This window comes from Haliscomenobacter sp. (assembly GCF_965225875.1).
In the GTDB taxonomy this organism is placed as follows: domain Bacteria; phylum Bacteroidota; class Bacteroidia; order Chitinophagales; family Saprospiraceae; genus Haliscomenobacter.
This window is the reverse complement of sequence record NZ_CBDDBS010000003.1, coordinates 1082840-1101772: the sequence shown is the minus strand read 5'-3', so window position 1 is coordinate 1101772 and position 18933 is coordinate 1082840. Positions and strand designations below refer to the sequence as shown.

The 18933-nt window shown below is 46.8% G+C and carries 13 protein-coding genes; 5 read left to right on the top strand and 8 right to left on the bottom strand.

Annotated features, from left to right (window positions below; translation table 11 throughout):
• Window positions 1-7 precede the first annotated feature (7 nt).
• The 3 genes from ACO08K_RS24780 to ACO08K_RS24770 form a co-directional block, all read right to left on the bottom strand.
• Complete coding sequence (locus tag ACO08K_RS24780; RefSeq protein ID WP_421799173.1) at window positions 8-1501, bottom strand: aminotransferase class V-fold PLP-dependent enzyme; 1494 nt, start codon at window positions 1499-1501, stop codon at window positions 8-10.
• Window positions 1502-1852: 351 nt separating this feature from the next.
• Window positions 1853-2482: a hypothetical protein gene (locus ACO08K_RS24775; protein WP_421799172.1), complete on the bottom strand. Its 630-nt coding sequence runs from the start codon at window positions 2480-2482 to the stop codon at window positions 1853-1855.
• Window positions 2483-2621: 139 nt separating this feature from the next.
• Window positions 2622-8234: an alpha-2-macroglobulin family protein gene (locus tag ACO08K_RS24770; protein ID WP_421799171.1), complete on the bottom strand. Its 5613-nt coding sequence runs from the start codon at window positions 8232-8234 to the stop codon at window positions 2622-2624.
• A gap of 213 nt (window positions 8235-8447) precedes the next feature.
• Here ACO08K_RS24770 and ACO08K_RS24765 point away from each other — a divergent pair, with 213 nt between their 5' ends.
• The 3 genes from ACO08K_RS24765 (at window position 8448) to ACO08K_RS24755 (ending at window position 13129) form a co-directional block, all read left to right on the top strand.
• Window positions 8448-9083, top strand: coding sequence for an LON peptidase substrate-binding domain-containing protein (locus ACO08K_RS24765; RefSeq protein WP_421799170.1), 636 nt, complete (start codon window positions 8448-8450; stop codon window positions 9081-9083).
• 119 nt (window positions 9084-9202) lie between these two features.
• Window positions 9203-12148 (top strand): M16 family metallopeptidase, encoded by a 2946-nt coding sequence (locus tag ACO08K_RS24760; RefSeq protein ID WP_421799169.1) that lies wholly within the window; start codon window positions 9203-9205, stop codon window positions 12146-12148.
• A gap of 252 nt (window positions 12149-12400) precedes the next feature.
• Window positions 12401-13129, top strand: a complete 729-nt coding sequence (locus ACO08K_RS24755) for a 3-keto-disaccharide hydrolase (protein WP_421800578.1) — start codon at window positions 12401-12403, stop codon at window positions 13127-13129.
• Between the two features lie 83 nt (window positions 13130-13212).
• Here the strand turns inward: ACO08K_RS24755 and ACO08K_RS24750 are convergent, their stop codons facing one another.
• Together ACO08K_RS24750 and ACO08K_RS24745 are read right to left on the bottom strand one after the other, a co-directional pair.
• Window positions 13213-14025, bottom strand: a complete 813-nt coding sequence (locus tag ACO08K_RS24750; RefSeq protein WP_421799168.1) for a c-type cytochrome — start codon at window positions 14023-14025, stop codon at window positions 13213-13215.
• Between the two features lie 45 nt (window positions 14026-14070).
• Window positions 14071-14796, bottom strand: coding sequence for a hypothetical protein (locus ACO08K_RS24745; RefSeq protein WP_421799167.1), 726 nt, complete (start codon window positions 14794-14796; stop codon window positions 14071-14073).
• A 155-nt stretch (window positions 14797-14951) separates the two neighbouring features.
• Between ACO08K_RS24745 and ACO08K_RS24740 the strand changes: the two genes are divergently transcribed.
• Both ACO08K_RS24740 and ACO08K_RS24735 read left to right on the top strand, forming a co-directional pair.
• Window positions 14952-15842, top strand: coding sequence for a 3-hydroxybutyryl-CoA dehydrogenase (locus ACO08K_RS24740; protein WP_421799166.1), 891 nt, complete (start codon window positions 14952-14954; stop codon window positions 15840-15842).
• A 2-nt stretch (window positions 15843-15844) separates the two neighbouring features.
• Entirely contained in the window at window positions 15845-16642 is a 798-nt protein-coding gene (locus ACO08K_RS24735; protein ID WP_421799165.1) for an SDR family oxidoreductase, read from the top strand.
• A gap of 345 nt (window positions 16643-16987) precedes the next feature.
• Here ACO08K_RS24735 and truB read toward each other — a convergent pair whose 3' ends face one another.
• The 3 genes from truB to ACO08K_RS24720 are packed head-to-tail and all read right to left on the bottom strand — an operon-like array spanning window position 16988 to window position 18924.
• Window positions 16988-17716, bottom strand: coding sequence for a tRNA pseudouridine(55) synthase TruB (gene truB / locus ACO08K_RS24730; RefSeq protein WP_421799164.1), 729 nt, complete (start codon window positions 17714-17716; stop codon window positions 16988-16990).
• Window positions 17717-17740: 24 nt separating this feature from the next.
• Complete coding sequence (locus ACO08K_RS24725; protein ID WP_421799163.1) at window positions 17741-18544, bottom strand: undecaprenyl-diphosphate phosphatase; 804 nt, start codon at window positions 18542-18544, stop codon at window positions 17741-17743.
• An 8-nt stretch (window positions 18545-18552) separates the two neighbouring features.
• Window positions 18553-18924, bottom strand: a complete 372-nt coding sequence (locus ACO08K_RS24720; RefSeq protein WP_421799162.1) for a DUF3098 domain-containing protein — start codon at window positions 18922-18924, stop codon at window positions 18553-18555.
• Window positions 18925-18933 lie beyond the last annotated feature (9 nt).

Here is an 18933-nt window from a genome sequence, read left to right as displayed (position 1 = left end):
ATCCGTTTTATTGCAATTTGCTATACCATTGATTTACCAACTCCTCCTCCACATTGAGGTTGCTCTGGTGCTGAAACTCATTGGTATGCACATTATACACATAATCCTTGCCCCAGGTTTCATGCTCCTGAGCCAATTGTTCGATTGCGCTCACAAGGTACTTCACTTCTGCATCACTCATCACCGGATGGATCGACATCCGAATCCAGCCTGGTTTTTCAGTCAGGTCGCCAATGTTGATTTTATCGGTGATAGAGCGGGAATGATCCCGGGAAACTTCCAGCAGGTAATGCCCGTAAGTACCCGCACAGGAGCAACCACCCCGGACCTGGATGCCAAAACGGTCGTTGAGAATCCGTACACCCAGGTTGTAGTGCAGCCCATCGATGTAAAAGGAAATCACTCCTAAACGGTCGCGGTGCCCGTGAGCCAGTATGTGTAAATTGGGAATGGCTTCGAGGCGATCCCAAATGAGATCCAGGAGTTCGTGCTCGCGCTGGAGGATGTTGTCTACGCCCATTTGAGCCTTGAGCTGCATGCAGAGCGCAACCCGCATGGTTTGTAAGAAGGCAGGTGTGCCACCGTCTTCCCGGGCCTCAATTTCTTCGATGTATTTGTGGCCACCCCAGGGATTGGTCCAATCTACGGTACCACCACCTGGGTTGTCGGGGATGCGGTTTTTGTACAATTTGGCGTCAAAAATCAAAATGCCCGTAGAACCAGGTCCACCCAAAAACTTGTGGGGCGAAAAGAAAATGGCGTCCAGATGCTCTAGCGGATCTTTCGGGCGCATGTTGATGTCGATGTAGGGCGCCGAGCAGGCAAAGTCCACAAAACAAAGCCCGCCATGCTGGTGCATGATTTTGGCAATCTCGTGGTAAGGGGTGAACAAACCCGTCACGTTGGAACAGGAAGTCACCGCGGCTATCTTGGTTTCACGATTGGCGTAACGCCGCAACATGGCCTCCAGATTGTCTAAATCGACCAAGCCATCTGCCGTTGGCGCAATCACCTCTACATCCACCAGGGTCTCCAGCCAGCTGGTCTGATTGGAGTGGTGCTCCATGTGGCTGATGAACACAATCGGCCGCTGGTGTTCAGGCAATTTGACCAGGTGTTGGTGTCGCTCGTGGACCTTGAGCCCCAAAATCCGTTGAAATTTATTGACTACTCCGGTCATGCCTGAGTTGGAGGAAATGAGTACATCCGAAGTTTGTGCGCCCACGTAGGATTTGATGATGGCCTTAGCCTGGTGATAGGCCTGGGTCATGGCACTCCCAGTAATCGTGGTTTCAGTATGGGTATTGCCTACAAATGGCGCAATATCATGGGTCAGAATGTCTTCAATGGGTTGGTACAAGCGGCCACTGGCCGTCCAGTCGGCGTAAATGATGCTTTTTTCGCCATAAGGGCTCTGGAATTTTTGATTCGCACCAATGACGTTTTTACGGAAGGTTTGGAAGTAGGCTTCCAGTGAAGCAACCATTGTTGGGCTTTGCATGGCTTATTTGGTTTTGATGAGTAGCTGGGGTGATTTTGGGTGCAAAAATACAAAAAGGGTGGGATGTTTTAGAGCTGCTTAACTTCTCGTGCTATTGTTTCTTTTACCAATGACGTTTCTAGGCTTACACTTTTTTCTGCTATAAAAGTGTAAGCCTAGAAATTTTTTTTTCAAAATGGTGCATGCTTGACCTTTTCGAAAGTTTCAGACTTTCGAAAAGCTCTTTAGCGCAGGATGTTCAAGGAAAAACTCCAATATATCTATGAATAGGAAAAAGTTTTCAGCAAGCCATAGAAACCTTAGGCACTGAAGAGGCACCACAGCGCCTAGACTTAAGTGCAAACTTTCGTTTCATTGGTCCGTTAGTCGCCTTAATACTTTGGTGAAAAAGCTTTCATTTTCTTTTATTTCTTTTTCTGTCACTGTTACAAATTCAAAAGGCCCAAGTTTTCTAATTTTTACATTCTTGTCTATGGTCAATTCATTTGTCACAAGGTCAAATGAAAAGCCAATATTTAAGTCTTGCTGATGTTCATAGGAATATAAATGCCCGATTGCTTTTTGGCCCTTTTGCTCTGTAAAATAAATTCCATCGACCGTGAAGTCAGGGTCGTAGCGTTTGATAAGTTTCCTGTTGTCAAAAATGTAGATACAACAGCAAGACCCAGCTAAAAAATATTCAGGGTTTGTTGTATGAATTATACTTTCAATACCTGGAACACCCTCTATTTCGTCTAATAACTCTCTTGTCGAAATGTCAATCAAATAACCTTGCCCACCAGCTACTACAAAAGCTGTCTTGTTGGCATTGTCAATTAAAACCTTGTTGAACGGTCGGTAATTACTGGAGAAGCAACCAACCCATTCTTGAAAGTCATTGTCCATAAACTTTACCCAAAGGCAAGAAGTGAAACCCAGGCCAAAATGTTTTTCCGGATAGTCTCCCGATGTTGGTGTATGGTTTAAGATTTCTGCACTCATGTCATACGGTGTTGTCACCCCTTGAGCTTATAGATAATTGTTGATTTCACATTAGCATTGAGCAAAGCGAAAAAACAATTGGCAAGCAACATCCCAGAACATTGCTTGCCAATTACTTTTCACTATTCACTTTTCACTTTCACTTACTCACCGTCACCCACATTCCCTTCGTATTTGCACTAATCGAATTGTCGTACATCGCTGCACAGGACACCGCAGGCAAATAATACCGTCCGGGATAAGCCGCGTTCAGCCGCACCTTGAAGGATTTGTTTTGGCTTTGGCCCAGGTCGAAGAAGGTATTCACCCGATCATCGCGAATGTCCTGGTAGTCGTAGCCTGAAGAGGAAGTGCTTTCAATATCCGTCATGCGGCTATTGGAAATTTCCCAACCGGAGGGGAAGGTTTGATTCAGCGCCAGCTCGTCGAATTGGATCGGACGAGAGTTGGGGTGATTCACCCGCACCTCGGCGATGAAGTCCTTGCCTTGGGGCAAATTGGCTGGATCCAATACTTTGCCGGCCATATCCGTGTAGACTACACTGATCTTCAGGTCATTTGCCTGGGGTGTTTCTTGCCCGGCAGTAGGTTGACCTTTTTGCATCACCCGCACGAAGAGTTTGGCTTTGCTGGTGTTTTTTACCATCAAAGTATTGCTTCCACCCGTCGGCAGGTTGATTTGCATCACCGCGTTTTTGGAGTTGGCCGAAGTTGAAGTACCTCCGCTGAGCGAATAACTGAAGCTGAAGGCCTGCGTCGCCTTGTCATCGCCCAGGTATTTAGATACCGCCATGAGGCTGTAAGCGACAGTTTGGGTAGAGTACCAGCTTTGGCTGCTCAGCCCCTTGGAGATGTATTGCACCAGTGCACCCGCCTTTTTCATGTCTTTGAGCAAAACCAAGGTTTCCAGGATCATCGCACGGTCGCGCATGCCTGAGCCATAAGTGTAACTCAATTCGGTGTAATCGGGCACCTCAGTAGCTTGATTTTGAACCAATTCCTTGGCAACTTCAGCTTTGCCCGCCAAGGCATAAGCCGCTGCCAAACGCCAGCGGGCGCTCAATGTAAGTTTAGGATTTTCGCGCAAACGGTTCATTGATGCCATGTCAGCTTCACCTGCCAAGGCCAGGGTATAGAGGCGGTAAGCCTGGTTCAATTCGTGGCCTTCATTGCTCCAGAATCCGTAAGCTGGGAGTTTGGAATCCCACATCCTGGATACTTTTTTCTGGAATTTCACCCAGTCCTTGAGCATGTTTTGTGGTACATCGTACCCTTTGGCTTTGGCCTCAACGAGGAAATGCCCCACGTAGCTGGTTGACCATTGATCGGGCGTGCCACTGCCGCGCGGCCAATAAGTAAAGCCACCTTCGTTGGTTTGGAACCCTTTGATGCGTTCGATGGCTGCCTTGATGTTTTCTGCGACCTGCTGCTGACGCTCCTCATTCAATTCCATCATGTTGCCAACAAACAATTGCGGAAAAGCGGCCGAGGTGGTTTGTTCAATACAGCCATAAGGGTAGGAGAGGAGGTAACCCAAACGTTCACCCAGGTTGAGCGGTGGAACATTGGACACTTCCAGGATCGCACTACGCGTGCCAGCAGTCCCAAATACTTCCAAGGGTTGCTCCCAGGATTTGCCTACTTCAACCACTTCGGTGAAGACTTTGGTTTGGTAAGGATTAGGATTGCGCACAGCGATTTCGATCTCTTCCGAAGAAGAAGCGCCTCCGCCCGTAGCGACAATTTTGAATTTGGCAACGCCAATTTTATCCTTCACCTTGATTTTGAAGCCCGTAATCTGATCCGAATTGTTGCGGCTGAAACTCATGCTTTGGTCCCCGTCTTCTACCGAAACCAGGCCAGAACTTTCGCTCACCTTCACCTGCACATTGGTGATTTTGGCGTCGGTCACAAATACGTTGACGGGTAACTCAAACTGATCACCCGGCGAAATCACCCGGGGTAGGGTAGTGCGCACCATCAACGGATTGCGTACAGGCACACTCTTGCCCGCCGAGCCATAGGCATGATCCTGGGCTGCAACCACCATTACCCGTACTGCTCCGATGTAGTTGGGTATTTTGATTTGGTGTTTGTTGCTGCGGCCTTTGCCCAATTGGAAGGGCCCCTGGCAGACTACCATTGGTTTGAAACGATTGGCGGTATTGTTCAAGGCACTAGGGTCAATGGCTCCGTCGCCCCCAATGCTGAGGATGCTTTCCAGTTCACCGGCAAAAGCGCCCAGGACTTTGTCGTAAATATCCCAGGTTTGTACACCCAGTGCTTCACGAGCGTAGAAAGCAGAGTGGGGATCGGGCGTTTTAAAGCGCGTCAAACCCAACAAACCTTCGTCCACAATTGCGAGGCTGTATGCCATGGCTTTGCCTGATTTTTCAGCCACTTCAACACTTACCGTGGTTTCAGGCCGGAATTCAGCGGGACATTCGATGGTTGGCGTAAGGATGGTTTCCGCATCTTCAATTTGTATCGGCGTAACCCCGTACAAACGAATCGGCAAGTCGTTTTCGACCTGTCCGTGCGGTTGAATCAGCGCTACGTTGGCATAAACCGTGGGTGACATATCGGGTGTGGTTTTGAAGGTGATTTTGTTTTCTCCTTCTACCGATTTAGCCCAAAAAGTTTTCAGGATTTTAGTACCCGTTTCAAGCGAAACCAGTACCCGACCGTTTTTACCGCCTGGGATTGTCAATGTTACCGATTCACCCACATTGTATTTTTCCTTGTCTGCGCGGAAGCTCAGCATGGCTGCGGCTTCGCGGAAACTCTCATCCATTTCGTCGCCTTCGTACCAGGGGGTGCCAATGTAAACGTATCCACCGGTACAGTGCCCACTTTCGGTGTCACAGATGCGGACCAGATAGCGGCCCCAGGTTTCGGTTTTGAAATTCCAGGAAGCTTCACCCTTGGCATTCGTGGTAACGGCAGCAGTTTTTACGGCACCAACGTGCTCGCCCGAATTGTAGTTCGCTTCATTTTCCTGGTATTGATCCCACCACCAGCGCCATTCTACCTTGTACAAGCCAATGGATAAGCGGCGATTGGTCAGGGGTTTACCATTTTTGTCCACGTTAACCAGACCGATGGTGTTGTTTTTGCCCACTTCAAATTGTGGGCTACCATACTTGTTGCGGGGAATCTCCAGGCCCACGTAGCTGTCGTAGGGAGAGTATTTCACCGTCATGTTATCAGTACTAAAGTCGCCACCTTTTTCAAACACCCGGGTTTGGAAAGAAGCGCTCAACATACCGGGTGCAAGGTCTTCTTCCAATAAAGTGGCGCTGACTTTGGCGTGCCCTGAGCCATCCAATACGTTGTCAAAAATGACTTTGGGCTCCGTTTTGGTCAGTTTGCGGGCAGGATCGTCAAAGTCGAAGCTAGGGTATTTGGCAAATCGGGTGCTGGACTCGCGCAGTTGCACTTCCACCACGGCCTTTAAGCCACTGGCAGCTGATCCAGTCAACCAATCGGCCTGCAATTCGGCACTCATTTTCCCGTCTGTGGCATACAATTCATTTTCGGAACCAGTATTCAGATCAATGCGAATGCGGTTGGGTTTGACGGTTTCAATCTTGAGGATTTTTTCAAAAATGGCTCCGCCTGCTTTTACCTTCACCTGCCAGTTGCCCGTAGGCGCATCGGGATGGGTTGCAAAATAAAGGGGATAAATGCCTCCCACCGTTTTTGAAGTGGTGCGTTTTTCTTGCAGTTGCCCTCGCGCATTGTACAATTCCATGGTGATGGGGTAACTTTCAGGCAGGCGTTTTTCGCGGTCTTCGATCATAAAATTGAGGAAAACTGAATCCCCGGGACGCCAAACGCCTCTTTCGCCGTACAAATACCCTTTCAGGCCTTTTTGGGTTACGGCACCGTCTACGTCAAATTTGCTGAGGGAGAGTGATTCTCCATCCTCCAGGCGGACGTAGCCGCGTTGGCCATTGTGGGTCACAATGGCTACGAAAGGTTGGCCTTTATAGGCTACGTCGGCGATGCCTTCCCCGTTGCTGCTGCCTTTACCAATGGACTGGTTCTGGCGGTCAAAAACCTCAACCTGTGCGCCACTGATTGGATCGGTGCTGCGCAAATCGCTCACGATGACCATGAGCTTGCGATTGCCTCCTTTTTTGGCAATCAAACCCAGGTTGGAAGAAATGACGTTGCGTTGAACAAAATGATCGGAGTTGTAATATTCGCGGGAACAAGCGTCATCCCGTTTGTCCCAATCGTAGTCTTCAAAATACCCATCATACCCATAATAATTGTCCATGATGCTTTCCAGGGGCTCGTCTTCATCTTCACCTGCACGGGAGAACGGATCACCATCAAGCTCCGCATTCCCCGTAGACGCTTCGGCCATACAAGCAACCGCGGAATATTCTGGGCGGAAACCGATGCGTACCTGATAGATGGCCTGTTCGTCGGCCTTGATCAATTTGCCCAAATCGATGGCATAACGCGACCACCGACCTGCCTTGGCATTGGGGCTAAGGATGGACAGGTTGACTTTTTTCTGCATTATCACCCGGCCCACTTTGTACAAATCATACTCCCCATCGATGGGGTTGTCTTGTAAAAACTGGAGGATATTGTTGTTGTATATTTTGAAAATTTCGATGTCTACTGCTTTGAGGCCAACGGATTCAAAGGGGAACATCAAACCTTCCGAATTGGGCAAAATTACCCCTTGTCCAACCAGTTTTACTCCTGGTTTGATTTCTTCAAAGGTGACATCCCAAACGGTGGTTTCGGAAAAAGTACCGCCTTTGGTGTTTTTTACCCCTGTTGCTACTCTTACCCGGTAATTGCCATTGAGGGTTTGATCCGGGTAAACGCGTACCGTATTGTCTTCAATGATGAAACGTAGGGTTCCTTCGTAATCATCGATGCTGACTAGTCCGTCCAGGTTTTGGGATTTTTCCAATGGATCTGAAAATACGATCCGGATGTATTGCTCAGGCAACTGGATTGCCTCTGCATCCATGACACTGAATTGGTTGACCGCAGGGATTTTGTAAGTTTCGGATTTGTCTTCTTTAACGCCAATGGAGTTGCCATCGTAAGCCAGTTTGACTTCCGAAGGCTGTTTGCTGCGGTTGACCGACTTGACGGTAAAGTAGTGCACCATTTGGTCGCCGGAATGCTTCCAGTCCACTTTGAGGTCATTACCGTCCTGATTGGCGTCAAGCATTTTTTCAACTTCAGCAGTTTGGGCTACGTCGGAAGTGTAGACCGCCCCTTTCAAGGTTTGTTTGCTGTAATCGGTAGCACTGGCCGAGCGCATGCCTTCCAGTTCTACCTGGTAGTGCTGCTCGCGGGTGTGAAACTGAAAAGAAAAACTGGCATTTTCACCCTTGGCATCGTTGATGACTTGTTTTACATTTACTGAGACATCGTACGTTGTACCGGAACTGAGCTCCTGATTGGGCTCCAAACGCAGTGTATTGGCGTTTTCCCAGGTCAGTTTGCCTTTCACATTGGGTGAAATGGACAACACGGAGGGTGCCTCTTTGCCAATTTCATCGGGTTGAGCAACATTTTGCGCAAAACGTACTCGGATTGGATCGGTTTTGGAAATAACCCCGGATGTATAAGCGTATACAAAGGGGTTTTCGGCGGAAAGAGTACTGACCTCGCGGTTTTTTCGGCATCCTGTGCTCAAAAGGGCAAGGAAAAGAATGACCACACTCGTTCCGAAAACGAGTGGCCGCAGGGCTTTGGTGCTGAGCTTAAACATGGCAAGTTGTTAAAATGGTTTTTATAGGATTAAAATTGCAACTATTGGGCTTAGTTCATGTTTTGTATTTTTGCAGGTGCAGTAAACAGGCTGATTAAGCATTTGCCGCATTGCGCTCTCTGAACACTCGTTCAATTTAGGTTGATATACGAGGAATTCAAACAAAGGTTACATATATTTTTTTTAATCAGTTAAATCAAAAAATAAGGCAGTATGGATTTTGTTTTGTTGCCACAATTTCCACTGCAGATTGTCGTATACCCTAACGAAAATCTGAACCTACATATTTTTGAACCCCGCTACCGCCAACTCATTAAAGAGAGTGAAGAAAATGGGGTGACTTTCGGGATTCCTACATTTCTCAACAACCGGGTGATGCCATACGGTACCGAGGTTCAACTGTTGAGCATCGAAAAACGCCATGAAGGTGGTGAAATGGACATCAAAACCAAGGGTTTAGGTGTTTACCGGATGGAACAATTCATCAATCCAATTCCGGGTAAATTGTACGCAGGGGCAACCATCGTTCGCCTTGAAACGGATCGTGATTTCGATTGGACTTTGAATGAAAAAATGCTGGGTTATCTCATTGAATTGTTCGATCTGTTGAACATCGACAAAGCACTGCCCGACAGCCCCAGTGATTTCATCACCTTTGACGTGGCCCACCATGCCGGGATGTCTACGGAGCAAGAATATGAACTCCTGAGTATGCCCACCGAAAAGGAGCGTCAAACTTTTATGATCAATCACTTGGAGCAGTTTCTACCCATGGTTCGCGAAATGCGGAATTTGCAACAAAGGGCGCTTTTGAATGGTCATTTTAAGGATTTGAAGCCGCCGATTTGACCAAACAATCCTTATTTAGCTGAAAATCCCCCTTTTTGCGGGATAGGATCCTTCTTGCCTGCTTTAGATTTTTACTTAATTTCATGCCCAAATTTTAGCTTCATTTAACATCACTCGGCATGAAAATGAATAGACTCTTGCTGGTACTGCTGTTGAGCAGTACAATGCTTCAATTGTGGGCAAAACCGCCCAAATTCCAATGGAAACAGGTTACTTCTAATGGTTATACCTACCGCACGGTGGAAGGAGACCCCATGCAAACCCGTTTTTACACGCTGAAAAATGGTTTGACGGTTATTCTTTCGCCCAATAAAAAGGAGCCGCGGATTCGCACCCTAATTGCCGTGCGGGCAGGCAGCAATACTGATCCCGCTACGCATACTGGTTTGGCGCATTACCTGGAACACTTGTTGTTCAAGGGCACGGATAAAATTGGGTCATTGGACTGGGCCAAAGAAAAACCGCTGCTCGACCAAATCGACGCCTTGTACGAAAAATACAACAAGACCACCGACCCTGCTAAACGGGAAGAAATTTACAAAGAAATTGACCGCGTTTCTGGCGAAGCTGCCAAATTTGCCATCGCCAATGAATACGACAAAACCATGAAAAACATGGGCGGTATCAATACAAATGCGCACACCTGGATGGAAGAAACCGTTTACGAAGAAGACATTCCAGCTAATGCCATCGATCGTTATTTGACCTTGCAGGCCGAACGTTTCCGCAAACCCATTTTCCGCATTTTCCACACGGAGTTGGAAGCGGTTTACGAAGAAAAAAACCGGACGCTGGATGAAGATCCTCGGAAAGTATTTGCAACCATGATGGCAGGTGTTTTTCCTGCCCACAATTACGGCCAACAAAGCACCATTGGTACCATCGAGCACTTAAAGAATCCTTCCCTGGTTGAAATCCGCAACTACTACAACAAGTACTACGTCGCCAACAACATGGCGGTGATTTTTGCGGGTGATTTTAACCCGGATGAGGTGGTGAAGAAGATTGACCAAAAGTTTGCCTTTTTACCCAACAAACCCGTTGTGGAATACAAACCAGCTCCAGAGAAACCACTCGTTGGTGAAACGGTAAAAGAAGTGTGGGGCCCAACCGCAGAGTCAGTAATGATCGCCTTCCGCATGCCTGGTGAAGTGGACGTAAAATCCTCCGTATTGCTTACCCTGGCCGACGAAATTTTGTCAAATTCCAAGGCAGGTTTGATTGATTTGAACCTCAACAAAGCCCAGAAAATCCAGAACGGAGGTTCCTCCAATTACCGCAATAAGGACTATTCGGTACAATTGTTGAGCGGATCACCCAAACAAGGCCAAAGCCTGGATGAGGTGAAAGGTTTGTTGCTGGAACAGTTGGAAAAACTAAAAAAAGGCGAATTTGATGAATGGTTGATCAAAGCGATTGTGGCCAATTACAAGTTGACTGCTTTGCGGAATTTGGAAAGCAACTACGATCGGGCCGACCAACTGTCCAATAGCTTCATTCGTAGCCGCGGCCAATTGTGGGCAGATGAGGTGGCTAAAATCGATGCTATGGCGGCCATTACCAAACAACAAGTTGTCGATTTTGCCAAAAAACATTTCAGTGGAGGCTCTGTTGTGGTATACAAACGCCAGGGGCAAGATAAGGATTCCCAAAAGGTGCCCAAGCCAAGTATCACACCAGTAGCAGTAAACAAGGATGCGCAATCCCCTTTGTTTAAGGAGATCAACAATATGTCCTTGAATCCAATTGCTCCAGTTTGGATGGATTACCAAAAAGACTTCCAACGCGATCAACTTAAAAACGCCGAGTTTTTCTACATCCAAAACAAGGATGATGAGCAATACACGCTAACCATGCGTTTTGAGATGGGTACCTGGAACAATAAATTGCTGCCAATGGCGGCTCAATACCTGCAATTGGCCAGCACAGATAAGTACACTGCCGAGCAGTTCAGCCAGGAGTTGTACAAAACGGCAACCTCTTACAATCTAAGCCCTGCACAGGAATTCACTACGCTTAGTATCAGTGGTTTGCAGGAACATTTGAGCCCAGGTTTGGCCCTGGTGGAGGAGATGATCCGGAATTGTAAGGCCGATGAAACGGTGTGGAGCAACCTTAAAGCACGCTTGTTGAAGAGCCGCAAGGATGCCAAATCGAATAAAAATGCCATCCGCACTGCCGTACGCTCCTATGCGCAATACGGCCCCAAAAACCCTTTCAACAATGTTCTGAGTGAAGCCGAGATCAACGCTTTGACGGCACAGGATTTGGTAAATTTGTTGAAAGACTTGTTCAATTACCGCCACCAGGTGATTTATTACGGTCCCAAAACTTTGGCAGAAATCAAACCTATTCTGGAGAAGGGCCACCCATTACCTACTAGCTACAAAGCTTATCCAGCCAAGACCAGCTTCGCCAAAGTAGCCACTGACAAGGCTCAAGTTTTGTTTGCCAATTACGAGATGGTCCAGGCAGAGATTGATTGGGTACGGAACACAGAGGTGTACGATCCCAAGTTGGCGCCAACCATCAGTGTATTCAACAATTACTTTGGAGCAGGTGGTTTTACTTGCATCGTGGTGCAAACCTTGCGGGAATCCAAAGCATTGGCCTATTCTACCAGCGCTTTTTATGCTCCTCCGGGTAAGAAAGGAGAGCGGTATACGATGCAAGCCTACATTCAAACCCAGGCGGATAAATTTAAGGAAGCCGTTGAAGGCATGAATGAATTGCTGAATGAATTACCCGAATCGGATGTATTCCTCACTGCTGCTAAAACGGCCATCAAAAACGGTATCGAAACGGATCGCACCAAAGGCTACGACATCGTGGCCAGCTACCTCAACGCCCAACTGCGTGGGGTGGATTACGACGACCGCAAGTGGACTTATGAGCAGGCTCCAAAACTCGATTACGCTGCACTAAAAGCTTTTCATGCGTCAAATGTGAGCAAAAAACCTTATAGCCTTTGTGTGTTGGGTTCGGATAAACGTTTGAAAATGGAAGATTTGAAAGCGTATGGAGAGCTGAAGGTGATGAGTTTGGAGGAGTTGTTTGGGTATTGAGCAAACAAGGATTTTTGGGAAGTTTAACATTGATTCTCTGCTCGACCGCCCCGAAAGTTTGGAACTTTCGGGGCGGTCGAGCAGAGAATCAATGTTGGATTTTACTCAGATATAATTTTCTTTTTATTTTAAACCAACATTAAAAAAACTTTCCCAGAAAAAAATCCAATATTTGAGCACATTAAATTGCAAGACATGATCGCAAAATCTCCATTTAAATGTGCTCACTTCGTCGCCACCTTGCTGTGCAGTATGCTGTTTTTCAATGGTATACAAGCACAAGTTGGCGTAGGCACCAAGCCAATCAAAGGCGCCAAAATGTACTTTGATGGCTCCCGCAAATCTCTGGATAAAAATTGGACCTATTGGAACGGGCCTCGCCTCGCTGCCAGTTTGCCCATCAAGTGGGCCATCGTCAAGGACCCTGTGGATAAAGGCACTGCCATGAACAGCAATGACCCCGCAGCCGCAGGAGGTAAATACGGTAGTGCGGATGTTGTTACGAAACAGGCTTTCCGGGACTTCCGCTTGCACGTAGAATTTTTTATCTCGGAAAAGGGAGGTAACAGTGGCGTTTACCTGCAAAACCGCTACGAAATCCAGGTACTCGATGGCGACTCGACCTCTCACGGTATGGCGGCGGTCATCAATGAGTCCAAATCCCCTTACTATGCCTACAATGGGGTAGGGAAGTGGAATGCCTACGATATCACCTTTCGTGCTGCCCGGTTCACGGATGGAAAACTCAGCGAAAAAGCCTTGGTCACCGTTTACTTCAACGGCAAAAAAGTGCATGTCAACCAACGTATCCAGCAGGTTTGGGGTGGACCCAACTCGGGGATCGACGGTGGAAATGACGGGGGTAAAGGGATTACTGACGTCCCCGGTGGCCTCAAATTGCAAGCAGAAGGTCACAATGTCCTTTACCGAAATATCTGGATCAAGCCATTGGACTTGAAAGAAGCAAACACCGACTTTTAAGTGAAAAACTAAAAGTGAGAAGTGAAAAACAGGTACACAATTTGGATGTCACCGTTGGATGTATTTTTTTCACTTTTCACTTTTCACTTTTCACTTTTCACTCCTTTCATCTCTACCAAATACCCATAAATCTCTTCAAACTCTCCTCTGGAAAGACCAACAGCAGGCATTTTTGCACTATAACGATAGGATTGTGGATTCCGCATGAAATTAAACATGTCTTCTTTTTTCCAATACTCCGTGATGCTTTTAGGGTAGTTGAATTCTGGCCCCATCACACCCCCGATTTTATTGATGGAATGGCATTTCATGCAGTGGATCTGAAATAGCTGAAAACCTTTTTGTGCCGAAGTATTGTGGAGCGGAAAGGCCTCCGCAAAGTCGTGAAAAAACGAAGCAATGCGGATTTCAGCCAACCCGTAAGGCCAGGCAAAACCAGCATCTCCTTCGGCGGCATCCCGCCAAACCAGGTAAAAGGGCTTAAACTTGGTGGCTAGAGAATCAGCCCAATCTTTATCCAACCCTGCCTGATCCAGGTCTTGTACGGCTAAATAAGCTTCGTGGCTAAGCACTTTGTTTAAGTTCATGTTTGGTGCATAACCATCGGTGCAGGTAAAGGTCACCCTTAGATTGGTGGTATCTTTTATTTTGGCCAACAGTGGTTTAAGGATTGGGGCAAGAGGATAGGCTTTGTAGCGTTTTTTTTGCTTAAAGAACTCATCGTGTTCAATGGTGATCAGGGTGTCCTCGGGGAATTGCCCGGCAGCAAACAAGTCTTCCAAATCTACTTCAATGGGTTTAAAATCAGCATTGACAATGAGTTGCTCAGACTTGTCTGGTGCGGAACAAGAAAATATAAAACTGCAACAAAGCAGCCCAAAAAACAAATTGCGCATGGATTCGGGTTTTAAAAGCCAGCACAATTTATAAAAAGATCAGTTTTAGTTGGACTCCAATTTTTTCCAGTTGACCCGTTTCCACCACCAGCTGAAATTCCATTCCGACATGTTTTCGCCAGCCACCATCACGACAATGCGATTGTCCAGCACCATGTGCATGAAGTTTTGCTGGCGTTCTTCGTCGTAACCTTCTACGTATTTGATGCCATTCCATTCTCCGGTTTTCTGACGCATATCGGAATCTTCCAGGTCGAATTCACCTTCGAAAAAATCACTGAAGCCCCCGGCTATACTCCCAATGGCTCCGCCCAACACGACTACCGTTACTTTTTGTTTTCCCTTGATGTATTGAGCTTCGGCATTGGACACCAAACCCAGGGCATTTTGGAAATTGTACTCTTCGCGTTTGAACCAACCAATGTGTTCGGGCAAAACACTTTGCAAAATCTTGGCGTCCAACTTTGAACCAGAGCCTTCAATTTTTAAATCAAATCCATCTAATTTGTCATCAAGATTAAGCCCGGTGATTTCAGAGTCACCGTCTTTAGTTGAAATGTTGAGGTGAAAACCATCCTTGTCTTTACCCGATTTTTTGTCACCTTTACTGGAAGCATCAATTTTTACATCACCGTCTTTGCTCGAAATATTCAGGTGGAAGCCTTCTTCTTCAGATTCGCGAGCCGCTTTTTCCTCCGAATTGTTATTGTAGCAGGAAAACAAAGGCAAACCAATTAAAAGGGCGAAATAAACATTTCTTCTTAGTTTCATTAAGTTACAGGTTTAATGAGTGATATTTAAACACCGTCCAAAACTACCCGTGCACATCAAGCGATGCTTGAAAATTCGACCAAGCCAGGCAAAATCTACGTCAAGGTTGCATATTGAAGCGACTTCCACTACCTTCGTTGCCTGAATTTACTTGTATGAAAAACATCAGTGTCATCGGAGCGGGAACCATGGGAAATGGCATCGCGCACGTTTTTGCCCAATACCAACATCAGGTTACTTTAGTTGACGTTTCTGCCGCAGCTTTGGAAAAAGCCTTGGCCACCATCAGCAACAATCTGGATCGGATGGTCAAAAAAGAAAGTATCACAGCAGCTGATAAGGATCGAACCCTGGCGAACATAAAGACCGCAACCAGCCTTGAAGAAGGAGTTAAACATGCCGACTTGGTCGTTGAAGCCGCCACTGAAAATGTAGCGCTAAAGCTCAAGGTTTTTCAGGACTTGGATACTTTCGCCCCTGCAAAAGCAATTCTGGCCACCAATACTTCTTCTATTTCCATCACCCAAATTGCCGCAGTGACCAAAAGGGCTCGTCAGGTAATCGGCATGCACTTCATGAATCCAGTTCCAGTGATGAAATTGGTAGAAGTCATCCGGGGTTTTGATACCAGCGATGATACTACCCGCATCACCATGGAGCTTTCCCAATCACTGGGTAAAATTCCGGTTGAAGTCAATGACTACCCCGGCTTTGTGGCCAACCGAATTTTGATGCCCATGATCAATGAGGCTATTTACACCTTGTACGAAGGAGTGGCTGGAGTTACCGAAATTGACACCGTCATGAAACTGGGCATGGCGCATCCAATGGGCCCATTGCAATTGGCTGATTTTATTGGGTTGGATGTTTGTTTGTCTATCATGCGAGTTTTACACGACGGTTTTGGGCAACCCAAATACGCACCCTGCCCACTGTTGGTCAATATGGTCACCGCCGGGAAGCTGGGCGCAAAAAGTGGTGAAGGTTTTTACCAATATATCGCTGGTTCAAAAGAATTGATTCCCGCTCCAAAATTTGCGCGCTAACTATGAAAAAAATAGCTTTGGTAACAGGTGCATCCTCTGGATTGGGAGAAGCCCTGGCCACTTTATTGGCTCAAAAAGGATACATCGTTTATGGCACCAGCCGCAAAGGGGGGGATGAGACTAGCTTCTGTTTGTTGACCATGGACGTTCAAAATGAGGAGAGTATCAACGCTGCGGTTCAACAAATTATCGCTGAACAAGGCCAAATCGATGTGTTGATCAACAATGCAGGAATTGGTATTGCTGGTCCATTGGAAGTGATGAGTGTTGATAGCATTCAGCAAGCTTTTGATACCAATGTTTTTGGCTTGATCCGAGTTACGCAGGCCGTGCTCCCACACATGCGACAAGCCCAATCCGGCAAAATCATCAACATCAGCTCCATTGCTTCAGAAGTGGCCTTGCCTTATCGAGCTGTTTATAGTGCGACCAAGGCCTCTGTAGACCGACTTACCGAGGCCCTGCGCCTGGAAGTGGGGCGTTTTGGAATACAAGCCTGTGCCATTCAATGTGGGGACATTCAAACTTCAATTACTGCGCACCGTATTATGGAATATGCCGCAGACAACCCCGCCTACAACAGTGTTTTTGCGAAAGTCGCCCAAAATATGAATGATGGAGTGAGTAAAGGTTCTACTGCTGAGTACATGGCGACTGAAATCATTCGGATTTTGGAAAAGGAAAACCTGGCGAAATTGTACCCGGTGGGGAAATCGTATCAGAAGTTGTCTTTGAAATTGAAGCGTTTGTTGCCGGGGGGCCTATTTGAAAAAATCATTAAGGGGTATACTCAATCTTGAGTTGAGTGGCGAAGCCGCATGTTGGTTTGAACCATCTAAGACCTGTCAATTACCCACAAAACCTCAAAATTAGATTTGTGGTTGTTATTGAGCATTTTACCGTGGCCTCAGAACCCCCGACCCCTAAAGGGGAGCACATTTTCGGGTAGTCTGTAATAGTACAATTGGGTTAAAATGCAGCATTTTTAGCTTACCAACAATGTACTCCCCTTTAGGGGTCGGGGGTTCTGAGATAAAAGCACGATCTTGCATTCAACGCTCGGATTTGTGGGTAATTGACAGGTCTTAGATGGTTCAATTTAGAATGCCTAATTGGTGAAAAAGAAGCTTTATGGGTGAAAAATTTCAGACCTGATTTTTTCCATCCATCCATTCCACCCATTCGCTAACCGACTTAGCCTTATCCACCTCAAATTCCCCAATCTTGGTCCGGCGTAGCGCACTCAAATACGCGCCACTTTTTAAAGCCTTACCCAAGTCATAAGCCAAAGACCGAATGTAAGTCCCCTTGCTGCAATGCACCTCAAAGTCTACTTCGGGTAGTTCTATGCGGGTAAAGTTGATGTCGTAAATGTGCACTTTTCGGGCTTCTACTTTGATGCTTTCGCCTTTTCGCGCCATTTTGTACAGTGGTTGCCCATCTACTTTTATGGCTGAAAACATGGGGGGAACCTGCTCTATTTCGCCAAGAAATTTTTCCTTGGCCTGCTCTAAAAGTTCAGGAGTGATGTGCTCGAATGGGAAAGTAGCGTCGATTTCTGTCTCTGCATCATAGGAAGGCGTTGTTCCTCCAAAAGTAACGGTACCCGTATACGCCTTGGAGCGATCCTGGTATTCGTTGATGCGCTTGGTATCCTTACCCGTACAGACGATCAACAACCCTGTTGCCATGGGATCAAGGGTGCCGGCATGGCCAACCTTGATGTTTTTAAGCTGAAACAAGCTGCGGATTTTGCCGCGCAATTTATTCACTACGTCAAAGGAAGTCCATCCCTGTGGTTTGTCCACGAGTAATACAGCGCCTTCGGTGAAATATTGACTGTTCAGTGGCCGCTCTCCGGCATTCGGGTCCATATGGCCGATTTTGTTAGACAAATATTATCCTTTGCTCAGGATGTAGGCTGCTGCAACAATTGCAACAACGAAGCAATATACTGCAAAATAGACCAGTTTGCTTTGTTGAACTACTTTTAGCACGAGTCGACAAGCGAATAACCCGGTGAAAAAGGCCGCTAAAAAGCCTACAATTAAAGTAGTCCCATTTTCGATCTGGCTACTATATTGGCCATCGAGGATATCCTTGGCCAATTTGCCGAGGATCAAGGGAATGACCATTAAAAAGGAAAATTTAGCAGCTACGTTTCGATCAATGCCGAAAAGTACCGAGGTGGAAATAGTTGACCCTGAACGAGAAAGCCCAGGTGCAATGGCTAATGCTTGGGCTATGCCAATGATAAAAGCATTCCCATAAGAAATTGGCTTGTCGGTGTCTCTGGCAAAATAATGGGCCAAAAGCAGCATCAAACCAGAAACCGCTAGCATCGCAGCGACCAACAAAATCCGGCCACTAAACAAGCTTTCAATTTCTGCTTCGAAAAACAAACCCACAAATACTGCCGGAATCATCGAAACGACCACTTTGGCTGAAAACTCGGTCTGGGCATTCCATTTGAATTGGAGCAAACCACCAAAAATGTCTTTGATGTCTTTGCGGAAAACAACAATAATGGATAGGGTAGTAGCGACGTGTAGCACTATGGTCATAAACAGACTGTCTTCACCCATACTTTTGTCACCTAAAATGTATTTGGCCAATTCCAAATGCCCATCACTGCTTACAGGCAAAAACTCGGTTATCCCTTGAACGATGCCAAGGATAAGCCCACGGATAAATTCGGTCATGAATTCGTTTATTTGCGGAAAATGGCTACAATCCCCAGTACAACTCCCCCCAGCATAAAGATTGGTGCAATGACCATCCGGCGGGAACCATAAATGATGTTTTCATCCCAGGTGTTGGGGTCGGGCATCGAACCACCAGACATCAAAATGATGCCGAGTGCCATGGCCAATCCGGCAGCTCCCAAGAGGATATAGTTGTTGCGGTTGAAGATCAGGTCTTTTTTTACCCGAGGTGCCCGGGTAGAAGCAGTTGTGCTGCTACGGACACGCTCCGTGTTGCCAGTGCTCGGGCGTGCAGTTGGCTGAGTGCGAGGGGTAGGATTCTCTTTTTCCTGACGGCCTGGACCAGCAGGCTTACGATTAGGTTTTTTAGTACTCATTCCTAATTT

Bases quoted from the DNA above. Each gene is read 5' to 3' on its own strand.
- ACO08K_RS24770 (WP_421799171.1), bottom strand. From the start codon at position 8,234: ATGTTTAAGCTCAGCACCAAAGCCCTGCGGCCACTCGTTTTCGGAACG.
- ACO08K_RS24760 (WP_421799169.1), top strand. From the start codon at position 9,203: ATGAAAATGAATAGACTCTTGCTGGTACTGCTGTTGAGCAGTACAATG.
- ACO08K_RS24735 (WP_421799165.1), top strand. From the start codon at position 15,845: ATGAAAAAAATAGCTTTGGTAACAGGTGCATCCTCTGGATTGGGAGAA.
- ACO08K_RS24755 (WP_421800578.1), top strand. From the start codon at position 12,401: ATGCTGTTTTTCAATGGTATACAAGCACAAGTTGGCGTAGGCACCAAG.
- ACO08K_RS24765 (WP_421799170.1), top strand. From the start codon at position 8,448: ATGGATTTTGTTTTGTTGCCACAATTTCCACTGCAGATTGTCGTATAC.
- ACO08K_RS24775 (WP_421799172.1), bottom strand. From the start codon at position 2,482: ATGAGTGCAGAAATCTTAAACCATACACCAACATCGGGAGACTATCCG.
- ACO08K_RS24750 (WP_421799168.1), bottom strand. From the start codon at position 14,025: ATGCGCAATTTGTTTTTTGGGCTGCTTTGTTGCAGTTTTATATTTTCT.
- ACO08K_RS24720 (WP_421799162.1), bottom strand. From the start codon at position 18,924: ATGAGTACTAAAAAACCTAATCGTAAGCCTGCTGGTCCAGGCCGTCAG.
- ACO08K_RS24780 (WP_421799173.1), bottom strand. From the start codon at position 1,501: ATGCAAAGCCCAACAATGGTTGCTTCACTGGAAGCCTACTTCCAAACC.
- ACO08K_RS24745 (WP_421799167.1), bottom strand. From the start codon at position 14,796: ATGAAACTAAGAAGAAATGTTTATTTCGCCCTTTTAATTGGTTTGCCT.
- truB (WP_421799164.1), bottom strand. From the start codon at position 17,716: ATGGACCCGAATGCCGGAGAGCGGCCACTGAACAGTCAATATTTCACC.
- ACO08K_RS24725 (WP_421799163.1), bottom strand. From the start codon at position 18,544: ATGACCGAATTTATCCGTGGGCTTATCCTTGGCATCGTTCAAGGGATA.
- ACO08K_RS24740 (WP_421799166.1), top strand. From the start codon at position 14,952: ATGAAAAACATCAGTGTCATCGGAGCGGGAACCATGGGAAATGGCATC.